Source organism: Mangrovibacterium diazotrophicum (genome assembly GCF_003610535.1).
Classification (GTDB): domain Bacteria; phylum Bacteroidota; class Bacteroidia; order Bacteroidales; family Prolixibacteraceae; genus Mangrovibacterium; species Mangrovibacterium diazotrophicum.
In genome coordinates, this window is sequence record NZ_RAPN01000006.1 from 201,085 (window position 1) to 215,536 (window position 14,452).

Annotated in this window: 12 protein-coding genes; 8 read left to right on the forward strand and 4 right to left on the reverse strand. The window is 43.6% G+C overall.

Going from position 1 to position 14,452, the window contains the following annotated elements; genetic code table 11:
- Positions 1-47 precede the first annotated feature (47 nt).
- Positions 48-602 carry an AAA family ATPase gene (locus tag BC643_RS23110; protein ID WP_120275842.1) on the reverse strand — a complete coding sequence of 185 codons (555 nt, stop codon included), beginning with the start codon at positions 600-602 and terminating at the stop codon, positions 48-50.
- A 346-nt stretch (positions 603-948) separates the two neighbouring features.
- Between BC643_RS23110 and BC643_RS23115 the strand changes: the two genes are divergently transcribed.
- Both BC643_RS23115 and BC643_RS23120 read left to right on the forward strand, forming a co-directional pair.
- Positions 949-2,463, forward strand: coding sequence for a tagaturonate reductase (locus tag BC643_RS23115; RefSeq protein WP_120275843.1), 1,515 nt, complete (start codon positions 949-951; stop codon positions 2,461-2,463).
- Between the two features lie 29 nt (positions 2,464-2,492).
- Positions 2,493-3,980: a UxaA family hydrolase gene (locus BC643_RS23120; protein ID WP_120275844.1), complete on the forward strand. Its 1,488-nt coding sequence runs from the start codon at positions 2,493-2,495 to the stop codon at positions 3,978-3,980.
- A gap of 180 nt (positions 3,981-4,160) precedes the next feature.
- Here BC643_RS23120 and BC643_RS23125 read toward each other — a convergent pair whose 3' ends face one another.
- Positions 4,161-5,351 carry an FprA family A-type flavoprotein gene (locus BC643_RS23125; protein ID WP_120275845.1) on the reverse strand — a complete coding sequence of 397 codons (1,191 nt, stop codon included), beginning with the start codon at positions 5,349-5,351 and terminating at the stop codon, positions 4,161-4,163.
- Positions 5,352-5,513: 162 nt separating this feature from the next.
- On the opposite strand from BC643_RS23125, the gene mltG reads away from it, so the two are divergent.
- From mltG to BC643_RS23140, 3 genes are all read left to right on the forward strand, one after another.
- A complete protein-coding gene (mltG, locus tag BC643_RS23130; RefSeq protein WP_120275846.1) occupies positions 5,514-6,575 on the forward strand; it encodes an endolytic transglycosylase MltG in 1,062 nt (353 codons plus the stop codon).
- A gap of 82 nt (positions 6,576-6,657) precedes the next feature.
- On the forward strand, positions 6,658-7,182 hold the full coding sequence (locus tag BC643_RS23135; RefSeq protein ID WP_120275847.1) for a hypothetical protein: 525 nt from the start codon (positions 6,658-6,660) through the stop codon (positions 7,180-7,182).
- 89 nt (positions 7,183-7,271) lie between these two features.
- Complete coding sequence (locus BC643_RS23140; RefSeq protein ID WP_120275848.1) at positions 7,272-7,802, forward strand: hypothetical protein; 531 nt, start codon at positions 7,272-7,274, stop codon at positions 7,800-7,802.
- Here BC643_RS23140 and murB read toward each other — a convergent pair.
- Complete coding sequence (murB, locus tag BC643_RS23145; RefSeq protein ID WP_120275872.1) at positions 7,799-8,821, reverse strand: UDP-N-acetylmuramate dehydrogenase; 1,023 nt, start codon at positions 8,819-8,821, stop codon at positions 7,799-7,801. The two genes, BC643_RS23140 and murB, sit on opposite strands and share 4 nt — an antisense overlap.
- Before the next feature lie 158 nt (positions 8,822-8,979).
- Between murB and BC643_RS23150 the strand changes: the two genes are divergently transcribed.
- On the forward strand, positions 8,980-10,101 hold the full coding sequence (locus BC643_RS23150) for a glycosyltransferase (protein WP_120275849.1): 1,122 nt from the start codon (positions 8,980-8,982) through the stop codon (positions 10,099-10,101).
- Between the two features lie 148 nt (positions 10,102-10,249).
- A complete protein-coding gene (locus BC643_RS23155) occupies positions 10,250-10,432 on the forward strand; it encodes a hypothetical protein (RefSeq protein WP_147377320.1) in 183 nt (60 codons plus the stop codon).
- Between the two features lie 58 nt (positions 10,433-10,490).
- Here the strand turns inward: BC643_RS23155 and BC643_RS23160 are convergent, their stop codons facing one another.
- Positions 10,491-11,213, reverse strand: a complete 723-nt coding sequence (locus tag BC643_RS23160; RefSeq protein WP_120275851.1) for a cell division ATP-binding protein FtsE — start codon at positions 11,211-11,213, stop codon at positions 10,491-10,493.
- Positions 11,214-11,370: 157 nt separating this feature from the next.
- On the opposite strand from BC643_RS23160, the gene BC643_RS23165 reads away from it, so the two are divergent.
- Entirely contained in the window at positions 11,371-14,433 is a 3,063-nt protein-coding gene (locus tag BC643_RS23165; protein ID WP_170154671.1) for a tetratricopeptide repeat protein, read from the forward strand.
- Positions 14,434-14,452 lie beyond the last annotated feature (19 nt).

A 14,452-nucleotide genomic window follows, 5' to 3' on the forward strand; every position in this document is an offset into this window, starting at 1 on the left:
GGTTTTACCAGCGTGTTCGCCGGGGGTGAATAAACTTTGCGTTTAAATTACTGATTAATTCCCGAACTCAGTTTCAATTCACTCAAAATGAAGGCACATCTTTCCTCCAACGAGCAAAGTGGAACATCAACCAGCCGGTATCCCAAATCATTGTACGTTTTACAAATCATTTCATGGATCCGACAGGCTTCGTCAAACGACTCGGTTCGAACTTCATCCTGAACATAGATTTCGTTCCAGGGAGGACAAATGAAAACAACCGGGAAATACTGATATTCCGAAGCCAGTGACTTTAATATTGCGGAGGGCTCGAAACCTCGAAACGAAGCAAAAGCGAGCTGATCCGGAATTCCCCGATCGACGAAAGCCCAATCCACGCCATCAACCGACTCCCAAAAGTCAATCCGCCGTTGGGAAACGGCCTGCTGAAACGCGCGCCTATTTTTCCAGGGTAAAGTCTCTCCCCCAGTTTCCATCTGCTCGCCGATTATTTCCCGAGCTGCTTCGCCACCGACCTGAAAACCTTTTACAGACAACGCTTCGATCAAACTTGATTTTCCAAATCCGGGACCTCCGGTTATCACTACAATGTTTTTTCGCATTTCCGATTTATTCCTGTCATGTAAATTTAATCTAAACTGCGACTTTTACCGACTAATTTAAAATCATTCTACACGGTAAAAACCACGAAAAAAAGACACCAAAATATCCGATTTTATAATCTTTTTAATACGAGCTACTTACAACCATCTCCCTTGTTTCTGAAATGAACAAAAAGCACTTAACTTATCACTTGACTTTCAATCGTTTAAAAAATTTAACAACTCACTATTACACGGAAAATAAATATTTTTTCTACATTCGCAGACAATATCGTGTACGAACACGATTTTTTTAACATGAATCCCGTGTACGAAAACGGAAGAATTAAAAAAATAAACCAAGAACATGGAACTGAATAGAACAAACGTTGAAAATGCTGCGAAATACCCAAGTCGCATCTTACAATTTGGAGAAGGAAACTTTTTACGTGCTTTTGTTGATTGGATCGTTCAAAAAATGAACAACGAGATCGACTTCAATGCAGGTATCGATGTAGTACAACCGCTTCCGAACGGAATGGTTGATTTGCTGAACAAGCAAGATGGTCTTTACCACGTTTACCTGAAAGGTATCAAAGAAGGTAAACCAGTAAAAGAATTTGAATTCATTCAATGTATTAATAAAGGAATCAATCCTTACACTGAGTTTGAAGTTTACAAAGCTGCGATCCTGAATCCGGAATTGCGTTTTGTTGTTTCAAACACAACTGAAGCTGGTATCAGCTGGGACGAAAACGACAAGTTGGATATGCAACCTCAAAACTCGTTCCCGGGTAAAGTTACTGCCCTGTTGTACGAACGTTTCAAAGCGTTCGAAGGTGCTGCCGACAAAGGTTTGATTTTCTTCACTTGCGAATTGATCGACCGCAACGGCGACATTTTGAAAAAATATGTACTGAAACACGCTGAAAACTGGAACCTTGGTGCTGACTTCATCAACTGGGTAAACACAGCTTGTGCTTTCTGTAACACACTAGTTGACCGCATCGTTCCCGGATTCCCGAAAGATGATATCAAGGATATTCAAGCTGAATTGGGTTACGAAGACAACCTGGTTGTAGTTGGCGAGTATTTCCACTTATGGGTAATTGAAGGTCCGGAATGGGTAGCTGCTGAATTCCCGGCTGACAAAGCAGGTTTGGAAGTGAAATTCGTAAAAGATATGACCCGCTTCCGCGAGCAAAAAGTTGCTGTACTGAACGGATGTCACACTGGTAGCTACGCAGTATCGTACCTGTATGGTATTGAAACTGTTCGCGAAGCTTACGAAAGTTTGGAAGTTGGTAACTTCATGAAAGAAATGGTTTACGAAGAAGTTCTTCCGGTATTGGACGGTACTGAAAAAGAATTGCAAAAATTTGCCGGCAAAATCCTGGAACGTTTCTCAAACCCATTCATCCGTCACCTGTGGCAAAGTATCGCTTTGAACGCGATGTCGAAATGGGAAACACGTAACCTTCCTTCATTGTTAGGTTTCGCTGAAAAACACGGCATGTTACCACAAAAATTGGTTTTCTCGCTGGCTGCAATGATTTCATACTTCAAAGGAGAAACTGAAGGAAATACTTACACCGTACAGGATGACCAATGGATTTTGGATTTCTACAAAGAAGCTTGGGCTGAATGCGACGGACGTCCGATTTCAATTTACCAATTGGTTGAAAAAGTATTGAAATTGGAAAAAGTTTGGAAACAAGACCTGAATAATGTTCCAAACCTGACATTGACTGTTAGTCACTACTTATTCCTGATTCAGCAAGTTGGTATGAAAAAAGCTGTCAAAGCAGTATTGGATGCCAACAACCCATTGATGAAAATCACGATCGAAGAAAAAGCTAAACAAGAAGTAGCTAATAATTAATAATCAATAAAAAATAAACGACCGGTAAAATGGCAAATTACATCAAAATTAACCCGCTGGACAATGTCATTATTGCGTTGAAGGATTTTAGCAAGGGAGAAATAATTGACTTGGAAGGCACACCATTAGAAATTCTGAACGATGTGCCCCGCGGGCATAAAATTGCTATCGCAGAGATTGCTGAAGGAAAAGACATCGTAAAATACGGCGCTCCGATCGGACACGCGACTTCTGCAATTTTACCGGGCGATTACGTGCACGTCCAAAACGCAAAAACCAACTTGTCGGGAACTATGTGTTACGAGTTCAACCAAAAGTTGAACGAGGTTGCCTACCAAAACCAATCGCTGACTTACAAAGGATTTAAGCGCAGCAATGGTAATGTGGGAATCCGTAACGAGTTGTGGATTGTTCCGACTGTGGGTTGTGTGAACGGACAGGCCGAACAGATTATTCAGCTTTTCAAAGAACAAAATAACCCGACAGACATCGACAACGTGCAGGTGTTTAAACACAGCTACGGATGTTCTCAGCTTGGCGACGACCACACCAACACCCAAAAAGCGTTGGCTCAATTAATCAATCACCCGAATGCCGGCGGCGTGCTGGTAATGGGATTGGGATGCGAAAACAACCAGATTGATCACTTGAAAAAATTCATCGGCGAGTATGATGCCAGTCGGATAAAATTCTTAGTTGCTCAGGATGTGGAAGATGAAGTAGAAGAGGGCCTGAAATTATTTCAGGAAATCTATGAGCAAATGCGTCATGACAAGCGCGAGGATGTACCATTCTCGACCTTGAAAGTAGGGTTAAAATGTGGTGGTTCCGACGGGTTATCCGGAATCACCGCCAACCCACTTGTTGGTGCATTCTCTGACTTCCTTGTTGCCCAGGGCGGTAGCACCATCCTGACTGAAGTTCCGGAAATGTTCGGTGCCGAGCACCTGTTAATGGAACGTTCGGAAACGGAGGAAGTATTCAACAAAACCGTCGACATGATCAACGGTTTCAAAGAATACTACCTGAAACACGACCTTCCGGTTTACGAAAACCCGTCACCGGGTAACAAAAAAGGAGGTATCACAACTTTGGAAGACAAATCACTTGGTTGTACACAAAAAGGTGGTGTTGCTACCGTTACTGACGTACTAGCATATGCAGAACCAATCAAAAAGAACGGTTTGAACCTGCTTTGTGCTCCGGGTAACGACCTGGTTGCTGCTTCTGCTTTAGGTTTCAGCGGTTGCCAGATTGTGTTGTTCACCACCGGTCGCGGAACACCGTTCGGTAGTTTTGTGCCAACATTAAAAATTTCTACTAACACACCACTGTCAGAAAAAAAATCAAATTGGATCGATTTCAACGCAGGTAGAATCGTTGAAGATCAAACAATTGATGAGACTTTAGTTGACTTCATTGCCGAACTAAAATCAGTGGCCGAAGGAAAAAAATTGAAACATGAATTGAGCGGTTTTAAAGAAATTGCTATCTTTAAAACCGGAATAACCTTATAACAAAGATATACCCCTCGGGTAGGGGTTGTTTAGTAGTAATTGAGTAGTAGTAGTAAAAAAGCCATCAAGATTCCTTGATGGCTTTTGTTTTGTATCTATCCCCTCTTTCAATCGTTTTTTTAAGGGCACAAAAAAACCGTTGAAGAAAACTCCAACGGCTTTGACTTATGCTTTCGTAAATTATTCTGCTAAAATCCGATCAGCCATCGCATTGGCAAGATCAATACACTGTTGGTATTTTTCAGCTTTCAGGGCTCCTTTTTCTTCCACCGGATCGGCAACCAGGTCCCAACCACAGCTGTCTGCAAATTTCATAAGGTTTTTAACACCGCCACCGTTCCATGCAAAACTTCCGAAAACGCCCAGCAAGTGATCGCGCACGCCCATGTGTTCAACTGTTGTAATCAGGTTTTCCACATTCGGGAACATCGCGTTGTTGTAAGCACAGCTACCAACAATAAATCCTTTGTAACGGAAGATATCGTTGATAATATAGGATTTGTGTGTCTTCGAAGCATCGTAAACACGGATATCTCTAATCCCGCGAACAGACAACTGGCGGGCAATAACTTCGGCCATCTTCTGCGTGTTACCATACATTGAACCGTAAACCACCACAACACCAGGTTCAGTCGTGTAGGTGCTCCACTTGTTGTAACGGCTAAGCACCCAATCCAGGTTGGTACGCCAGATTGGACCGTGAGTAGCTGCAATCATTTTAATATCCAGTGGCGACAATTTTTTGATCGCGCGTTGCGTATGCGGACAGTACTTACCAACGATATTGGTAAAGTAACGCATGATGTCGTCTTTGTAAAATTCGAGGTTGATCTCATCATCGAAAACACCACCGTCCAAAGTTCCGAAACTACCAAAAGCATCACCCGAGAAGAGGATTTTGTTGGTTTCTTCGTAGCTCACCATTGTTTCGGGCCAGTGAACCATTGGAATGGTTTGAAACTGAAGTTTTGTTTTTCCCAGTTCCAAAGTTGAGTCATCGTGTACTTCCAGCGTATTAACCGGCTTCATGTAGAATGATTCAACAAAACCGAAAGTCTTTTTATTTCCAACCAGGGTGATGTTCGGATATTTCATCACAATGGCACGCAACGCACCCGAGTGATCCGGCTCCATATGGTTAATCACCAGGTAATCAACCGGGCGTCCTCCCAGAATTGCATCGATGTCTTCCAAATAGTCGTCAATGTAGGCACGTTCAACCGTGTCAACCAAGGCAACTTTCTCGTCGTCAATCAAATAAGAGTTATAGGAAACGCCGTGAGGAATCGGCCAGATATTTTCGAACAGGTTTGTTCTGCGGTCATTATAGCCCAAATAATAAATGTTGTCAGCTAGTTTTACCTGATGCATATTTAAAGTTTTTTTGAGTTGATTTTTATTGAGTTCACGAAAATAGCTAATTTGAATTAATTCAGTCTTTTTCCCTTTTGATTTAACGACTAAACTTAAAGAAAAGCTTACACGGATTGAGTTTCTCAGAAAAGTTTATTTTTGCAGGACAAAATTGAAAACATGGAACTGAATACGCGCAATCGCCTGATGCTTTTTCCCAAATTAAACAAGCTCATTATTGTCATTTTTGCAATCGCTTTTGTTGCGGTTGGGTTGTACGGCTACCGCCTTTTTAACTACATCTTTGAAGAGAACGTCAAGAGTCCCGGCAGCATTACTATTCCTTACGACGCAAGTTTCGAACAAGTTCTTGATTCGCTGCGCAAAATGGACATTCTGGAGAATGAGAAAGCTTTCAAATGGGTTGCAAACAAGAAAGACTATCCTGCTTTTATTAAGCCCGGAAAATATATTTTCGATAAAGGAATGAACTCCAATTCGCTGGTAAATATGTTGAAGGCCGGTAACCAAAAACCAATCACCATCACCTTCAATAATCTCCGTTTCATGGAAGATTTGGCCGGAAAAGTCTCCAAGTATATTGAACCGGATTCAGCCGAGTTGATCGCTTATCTGGATTCAGCAAGTATCATGGAGCAATATGGTTTCGACAAACCTTCGTTTCACGCCATGTTCATCCCGAACAGCTACGAAATGTACTGGACCACAACCCCGGAACAATTTGTGTCGCGCATGCACGCCGAGTACAACCGTTTCTGGAACGCCAAGCGATTGGCCGAAGCTGACTCGCTTGGACTGACACCAGTACAGGTAATTACATTAGCCTCTATTGTTCAGGAAGAAACCATCAAGCCGGATGAAAAACCAATTGTTGCCGGACTTTACCTGAACCGGATTCACAAAGGCATGCTTTTGCAGGCTGATCCGACGGTTAAATTTGCCCTGGGTGATTTCGGCATCAAGCGAATCCTGACCAGGCATCTTGAAATTGATTCGCCCTACAACACCTACAAATTTGCCGGCCTCCCTCCCGGCCCGATTAATTTCCCGGAAGTATCGAGCATTGAAGCCGTGTTGCATGCTGACAACAACAAATACCTGTACATGTGTGCCCGCGAAGATTTCTCAGGTTACCACAATTTTGCCCGTACTTTAGCGCAGCACAATGCCAATGCTGCCAAATACAGGAATGCCTTAAACGAGAATAAGATTTTCGAGTAAACATCCTTTAACACAAGTTGATTCTATTTAGCTAACATTAGTTTACCTTAACAGACTATCGGGCTATGTTTGCATAAAAAATATGCGCCCCATAGTTGTAATCATACTTTGCTTCTCCGCAGCCAAAGTTTTTGCCCAGGTTGAAGATACGCCCAAGCTGGTGGCGTTCGACGGATATTTACTACTTGAAGACAGTATTCCGGTGGAAAATGCTTTCCTGATTAACTACCGGACCATGAAGATTGTGGCAACCGATAGCACTGGTTATTTTAAGACTTTTGCCCAACCGGGTGATTCGCTTATGATAAATCACCTTTCATTGGCTCCGCAAATTGTTCATGTTGGTGAATCGCCCACCAAAAAGCAAAAAATTGAAGTGGCATACCGTACTTACATGATTCGTCCGGTCATTAGCAATTCCTATTCGTACGAAATGAAGAACTTCGAACACAACATGGAAAAATTATATGCAGAACTCCGATCGCTGGGCTACCACCCGGATAGAGCCAGATCCGTCAGGTTAAATCCCTACAATCCAGACGAGTTCAACCCGGGTTTGACAGTATCACTGAGTGATCTGTTCGGGCTCTTCAAGAGAAGAAGATAAACCGTTAAAAAAAGAATCCGTTTAAAACCTTTGAATTCAACCAACGTTAATATAAATTAGACATAGAAACTACGGTAATACCCTCAAAAATGAAAAGGCTGGTTCTAATCCTGATCACTCTTCTATCGATCAATGCGATCGCTTACTGTCAAAATACAACTTCGCAATCTTTTGTGTACGACGGATATGTTTATTCGCAAGATTCCCTCCCGTTGGAAGGCGCTTTTTTAATTAACTACCGAACATCGAAAATTGTAGCGACCGATCATTCCGGTTATTTTAAAATGGCTGTTGAAGCCGGCGACTCCCTGATGGTAAATCACGTTTCGATGGCACCGAAAGTGGTGAATGTTGTTCCGACTTATCTCAATAAGGCCCATATTTACGTTACCTACCGTACCTACATGGTCAACCCGATTACAACATACGACGAAGAGAAGCAACGCTCGAATCTGGAACAAAGCATGGATCAATTAAACCAGGACATCAAGGAACAGATTCTGGTTGACCCGACGAAAAGAACCGGGAACGAGAATACCTACGATGAAGACGTGCAGAATCCAGGCGCTACTATCATTCGAGTGACGCCAAACATCAGCAAAAAAGATAAAAAAGATTAGATTCCGATCATATTGACTTCGGGCTCCAATGCTACCTGAAACCGTTCGTGAACGGAGTTCTGAATGTGTTTGGCCAATTCGTAAATTTCATTCCCGGTAGCTGCACCGTGATTGACTAACACCAAAGCCTGCTTTTCGTGCACTGCGGCATCGCCAACCCGATATCCTTTCAATCCACATTGATCGATCAACCAACCGGCTGCTAACTTATTCTTGCCCTCACCGGCCGGGTAAACAGGTATTTGAGGAAATTGCTTTTTCAGTTTTTCTGCGAAATCGCTCTCTACAATCGGATTTTTGAAGAAGCTCCCTGCGTTTCCCAAAACCTCCGGATCAGGTAACTTCGATTCACGAATTGCAATCACCGCGTCGCGAACAAAGTGGATGTTCTCCCCTCCTCTTTTCTCAACCTCAGCTCGTAAATCACCATAATCCAATTTGTATTCAATGAATTTATCGAGGCGAAAAACAACAGAGGTCACAATAAAGCGGTTCTTCAGCTCATGTTTAAATACACTGTCGCGATAGCCGAACCGACACTCAGCCGCCGGAATATCGTAGGCCTCAAAAGTCTTCAGATCGAAACCTTTCACACTTTCAATGTAATCGCAAACCTCCACACCATATGCGCCAATGTTCTGGACCGGTGCTGCCCCCACATTCCCTGGGATCAGTGATAAATTCTCCACACCGCCATGCCACTCGCTAACACAATAAGCTACAAACCGATCCCAGTTTTCTCCTGCACCGACTTCCAGCCACACATGATTGCGATCTTCATTAACCTGCTTTATTCCAGGAATATTGGAGTGAATAACCACCCCGTCAAAATCATCCACAAAAAGCATATTGCTTCCACCTCCCAGTAACAAGATGGGCAACTTCTGCCACTCCTGAAAATTGGCTAAAAAGTAAGGTAGATCTTCAAATTCGGTAAATTCAAAAAAATATCGGGCCGTAGCCTCGATACCAAATGTGTTGTATGCTTTCAGCGAAAAATTTTGCTCGAAACGAATCATGAATTGATTTTTTGCCAAAGATAATAGATGCGTTCTCAAATCCGTTTAATTACCGATCCTATTTAAAATTTAGCTGATTTTGTGCTGCAGCACAACGAATAAACATAAAAACAACAGCGCATTGTCGTATATTTGGCACCGGTTGAAAAGTAAAGTACATGTCGGTACGCTCAAAAAAAATTGATATTGTTGTTATCAACGACCTGGTAACAGACAATCGGGTTCACAAGGTGGCTCAGAGCCTGTTGGAGATGGGCTATACACCAAAACTTACCGGGAGAAGAAAGCGAAAAAGTATGCCGCTTGCCGAGCGCGACTACGCTACGCACCGCATGCGCTTGTTCTTCGAACGGGGACCGCTGTTTTACGTTGAATTTAACTTTCGCCTGTTTTTCCGTCTTCTTTTTTCGCGTTCGAAAATCATATTATCCAACGATTTGGACACGCTTGCAGCAAGCTATTTTGCGGCCAAACTAAGTCGGAAGAAACTGGTTTACGACAGCCACGAATATTTCACCGAAGTTCCCGAATTGATTGACCGGCCATTTAAACAGAGAATGTGGCGACGACTGGAGAAACTCATTCTGCCGCGTTTAAAAAATGCTTTCACCGTTTCGCAATCAATTGCCGACGAATACCAAAAATTATACGGTACCCCTTTCAAAGTCATTCGGAATTTACCTGTCCGGAACCAATCACTGGAGTACCAACAAGACCTGACCGTTGTGCCCCACGAAGAAAAGATTGTCATTTATCAGGGGGCGCTCAATTTGGGACGTGGTCTTGAGTTTGCCATTCAATCCATGCGCTTTTTGCAGGGCGTACAACTATGGTTGGTTGGTTCAGGAGACCTGGAAGAATACTTAAAAATCCTCGCCCGCCAATTAAATTTGCAGTTCAAAGTCAAATTTTTTGGACAGATCCCATTTCAGGAACTATCGCAACTCACAGCCCAGGCCGACTTGGGGCTCTCAATTGAAGAAGACCTCGGACTAAACTATCGCTATGCATTGCCCAATAAACTCTTCGATTACATCCAGCACCGCATCCCGGTACTGGTCAGCTCCTTGCCCGAAATGACCCGAATTGTCGAAAAATATGGCATCGGACAAATATTACAGACTCATCAACCCGAGGGAATGGCCAAGCAAATCGAGGAACTTTTACATAATGAGGATCTTAGAAAGGAATATCTAAATAAACTTTTGATCGCATCCAAGGATCTTTGCTGGGAGAATGAGCAACCGGTGCTGAAAAGCATTTTCAATAACCTGCGGTAACATATTCTTAAAAAAATCAAACATTTTATTGATATTTTTTAATTTTCCAGACCCTTTTGTTTGGAGATAAATTCTTTTGGCTATCTTGGTCCCACCGTTAAGAGTGTTTTTTACCCTGAATTATTTACAAGTTAAACCCTTATTTGTTATGAAAAAGATTATCTTTTTGTTAGGTATTATGGCTATCATGGCTTCTTGTGGTTCAAAAGCAACAAAACCAGTTGAAGAAGAAGTAGCACCTGCAGTTGAAGAAACAGTAGTTGACTCAGTTGAAGTGGCAATGCCTGATTCAGTTGAAGTAGCAATGCCTGACACAGTAGTGGCAGAGTAATTTTTGCTTCCAGAATCCAATGATGATGTTTTGAAGAAACCGGTGTTTCTTCGAAACATCATTTTTTTTGCTCTAAAAGTTGTGAAAAATCGATTTCCAGCTGTTCTTTATCAGGGTTCGAAAGTCGAAGGTCGGCACAAAGCAGGGTTTTCGCTTTGAAGTTCTCAATCAGCTGGTAATCGTGCGTGGCCATCACAATGGTTTTGCCCCTCCGGTTCAGATCCCTGAAGATTTTCATCAGCTCGGCAGAAGTCTCCGGGTCCAAATTTCCGGAAGGCTCGTCGGCCAAAATAAGATCCGGATCATTCAAAATAGCGCGGGCAATAACAACACGTTGTTGCTCCCCTCCCGAAAGTTCGTGCGGCATCCGGTCCAGGCTATGCAACATCCCTACTCGCTCCATCACTTCGTGAATTCGATCTTTGATCGCTTTGTCATTTTTCCAGCCGGTCGCTTTCAACACAAAAGTTAAATTGTTACGAACGGTACGATCGGTCAGCAAACGAAAATCCTGAAAAACAACTCCGATCTTCCGTCTCAAAAGCGGGATCTCGCGGTTCTTGATTCGCCGAAGGTTGTAACCGGCCACATAGGCTTCTCCATTAAAAATTTCCAACTCCGCGTTAATCAATTTTATCAGGCTCGACTTCCCGCTACCAACTTTCCCAATCAGGTAAACCCACTCGCCCGACCGCACCTCCAGGTGCACATCGGCCAAAACCAAATTTTCCTGCTGGTAAACATCAACTCCCTGTAAACGAATGATCGGATTATTCTGCATTTCGGTGTTTTAATGCTGCTTCCCACAAAACTAAGTTTTTTTGATTAACCGCCTATGAAAGCTTCAAAATAAACAGCCATTTGTTGAGAACTAAGGCAAGGATTTTGTAGAACGCTTCACTTAAATGCTATTTTTACAGTCTATTAAATTAATGCCAATGAAAACAAGACAAGTATTGTTAGCGCTTACAATATGCCTCTTCACCTCTGTCACTTTTGCTCAAAAAACCATCCATAATCAATCTGTTTCTGCCGACATTCACACGGCCCGGGATTTGTTCTCCAAGAACCAGTTCATCTCGGCCGGGGCAATTTTCGAACAGGTTGAAAAGGAGTCAGATCCCGAATCAGACGTTTACGCTGAAGCAGTATACTACCAAGCACTTTGTGCTTTAAAGACCGACGCAAAGAACGGCGAAATACGCATGGAGAAATTCCTGCGCGATCATCCGCAAAGCCCCTATACAAATGCGGCAAACTTTGAATTGGCAAATGCCTGGTTTAAAGACGGACGCTATCCCAAAGTGGTAGCCATCTATAAAGAATTACCGCGCAACGGCTTTTCCAAGCAGGATCAGGATCGGATGAATTATCAAAATGGATACTCACTTTTTCAAATTAAGCGTTACGCTGAAGCTGAAAAAGAATTCAATAAAGTCCGAAACGGAAAATCAACCTACGCACCCCAGGCAACCTACTATTGGGGCCACATTAAATACATGAACAACGATTTTGACAGTGCGCTCACAGCCTTCAACCAACTGAAGGACAATCCTGCTTTTTCGCCTGTCATTCCGTTCTACATGAGCCAGATTTACTATAAACGTGGCGAATACGAAAAAGTAATTGAATTTACCGAACCGTTAATAGTCAAGGCCGACAAGCAACAAGTGCCGGAGCTCTCGAAAATTTTAGGAAGCTCTTATTTCCACCTGCAACAGTTCGACAAGGCCATTCCATATTTGGAGCGCTATTTCGAAACATCGAAAAGCCGCCAGCGCGACGAAAACTACCTGTTTGCTTACTGCTATTACCGGACCGGGAATTACGAGAAAGCAATCACTCCGTTTGAATATGCTACTGCGGGGAAAGATGAAATGGCTCAAAATGCCTATTATCACTTAGCAGATTGCTACGTTCATACTGGCGATAAAAACAAAGCGCGGATTGCCTTCGAAGCAGCATCAGACATGAGTTTCGACCGGGCAATTCAGGAAGACGCCTTGTTCAACTATGCGAAAATCACCTACGAACTTTCTTATTCTCCTTTCAACGAAACCATCAACGCGTTCGATAAATACATCGCGCTCTATCCGAGCTCGGAACGAAATGATGCAGCTTACAATTACCTGGTGCAGGTTTATATGAGCACCAATAATTTCAAGGATGCCATCGCTTCAATTGAAAAAATTCAGGTAAAAAACCAAGCCATCCGAAAAGCTTACCAACGCGTGACCTACTACCGTGGTTTGGAACTTTTCAAGGGCCTTTCCTATTCCGAAGCCATTGCTTGTTTCGACAAATCGCTTGAGAACGGCGAGTTCAACCCGACGTTGCGCGCCACAGCCACTTTCTGGAAAGCTGAAGCAAACTACCGCCTGGGCAACTACGAAGCGGCGATCAACGGTTTCGAGCGTTTCGGACAAATGCCGGCAGCCCGCACAACCGACGAATACAAGAGCTACAATTACAACCTTGGATATGCCTATTTCAAATTGAAAGATTACGCTGCAGCATCTGCAGCATTCAATAAATTCGTTCAATCTGCACCGGAACAAGACGAAAAACTGGCCGATGCCTACAACCGTTTGGGCGACTGCAGTTACATCAACCGCGACTTCAACAGTTCGCAAAATGCTTACGCCAACGCGTTAACGCTGAATAAGTACGACGCCGATTACGCCCTGTTCCAAAAAGCAATGAGCGAAGGCGTTCAACGCCACCCGGAACAAAAAATCGCGAGTCTGAAAAACCTGGTTCAAACCTACCCGACGTCAGCTTATGTTGACGATGCCTTGTATGAATTGGGACGCACCTACGAACGCGAGAACCAACTCCCGACGGCTGTTTCATACTATAAAAACCTACTGGATGAGTATCCGCAGAGCAGCTATCGCCCGAAAGCGTTACTGCAACTTGGGTTGATCAGCTACAACCAATCGGACTACAACCAGTCGATGAGCTACTACAAGCAAATCACTGAAAAATATCCGGACAGCGAGGAATCACAAGCTGCCATGCTCGGTATCAAAAACAATTACATCGAGCAGAATAATGTGGACGCCTACTTTGCTTACGCCAAACGCCAAGGTTCCAACGTGCAAGTAACAGCAAGCGAACAGGATTCGTTAACCTACCTGGCGGCCGAACGACTGGTGATGAGCAAGGATCCAAAAGCCCGTCAGCAACTGGAACTTTACCTGCAAAATTATCCACAGGGCAGTTTCAGCCTGAACGCCCGTTTTTACCTGGCCGAAGCTAAATATGCCGACGCTGAATACTCGGCTGCACTAAAAGACTACGAATTGGTACTGGACCGCACCGACAATATTTTCACAGAAGCCGCGCTGGGCCGGGCTGCCGAACTGCAGTTCAATGCTGCGAACTACGACCAGGCTCTGATTCATTACCAACGACTCGAAGTTAGTTCGGGCAACAAATGGAACCTGCTGAAAGCAAGAACAGGAATCATGCGCTGCCAATACGAGCTGGGCAACTTCAAAGCCAGTGTGGATGCCGCTCAGAAAGTTTTGGCATCGGAAAACCTTTCGGAAGTGCAGAAGCGCGAAGCCGACTACAAACTGGCCAAGTCGTACCTTCAAACCAAACAGGAAAAAGAAGCGTTCCCGCTGCTGGAAAGTTTAGCTGAAGACACGCAGTCGCCGGAAGGTGCAGAAGCCAAATACCTGAAGGCTGAAATACTTTTCAACCAAGGCAAAACCAAGAGGTCAGAAAATGAAATCATGGACTTCATTTCGAAAAACACACCGCACCAATACTGGCTGGCCAAAGGCTTCATCTTGCTGGCAGACATCTACCTGGCTAACGGTGATCAATTCCAGGCCAAACATACGCTGATGAGTATGATCGAAAATTACCCGGAAGAAAACGATGGTATTATTGAGCTGGCTAAATCCAAATTGCAGCACCTGGAAGAACTGGAGCAACAGCAACAGGAGCAAAAACCGGAGCCAATGCAGATTGACCCCAATCAGAATTAGAGAAAACGAGTTTTGAAAA

Excerpts from the sequence above, each read along its gene's own strand:
- BC643_RS23110 (WP_120275842.1), bottom strand. The coding sequence starts at position 602 with ATGCGAAAAAACATTGTAGTGATAACCGGAGGTCCCGGATTTGGAAAA.
- BC643_RS23115 (WP_120275843.1), top strand. The coding sequence starts at position 949 with ATGGAACTGAATAGAACAAACGTTGAAAATGCTGCGAAATACCCAAGT.
- BC643_RS23120 (WP_120275844.1), top strand. The coding sequence starts at position 2,493 with ATGGCAAATTACATCAAAATTAACCCGCTGGACAATGTCATTATTGCG.
- BC643_RS23125 (WP_120275845.1), bottom strand. The coding sequence starts at position 5,351 with ATGCATCAGGTAAAACTAGCTGACAACATTTATTATTTGGGCTATAAT.
- mltG (WP_120275846.1), top strand. The coding sequence starts at position 5,514 with ATGGAACTGAATACGCGCAATCGCCTGATGCTTTTTCCCAAATTAAAC.
- BC643_RS23135 (WP_120275847.1), top strand. The coding sequence starts at position 6,658 with ATGCGCCCCATAGTTGTAATCATACTTTGCTTCTCCGCAGCCAAAGTT.
- BC643_RS23140 (WP_120275848.1), top strand. The coding sequence starts at position 7,272 with ATGAAAAGGCTGGTTCTAATCCTGATCACTCTTCTATCGATCAATGCG.
- murB (WP_120275872.1), bottom strand. The coding sequence starts at position 8,821 with ATGATTCGTTTCGAGCAAAATTTTTCGCTGAAAGCATACAACACATTT.
- BC643_RS23150 (WP_120275849.1), top strand. The coding sequence starts at position 8,980 with ATGTCGGTACGCTCAAAAAAAATTGATATTGTTGTTATCAACGACCTG.
- BC643_RS23155 (WP_147377320.1), top strand. The coding sequence starts at position 10,250 with ATGAAAAAGATTATCTTTTTGTTAGGTATTATGGCTATCATGGCTTCT.
- BC643_RS23160 (WP_120275851.1), bottom strand. The coding sequence starts at position 11,213 with ATGCAGAATAATCCGATCATTCGTTTACAGGGAGTTGATGTTTACCAG.
- BC643_RS23165 (WP_170154671.1), top strand. The coding sequence starts at position 11,371 with ATGAAAACAAGACAAGTATTGTTAGCGCTTACAATATGCCTCTTCACC.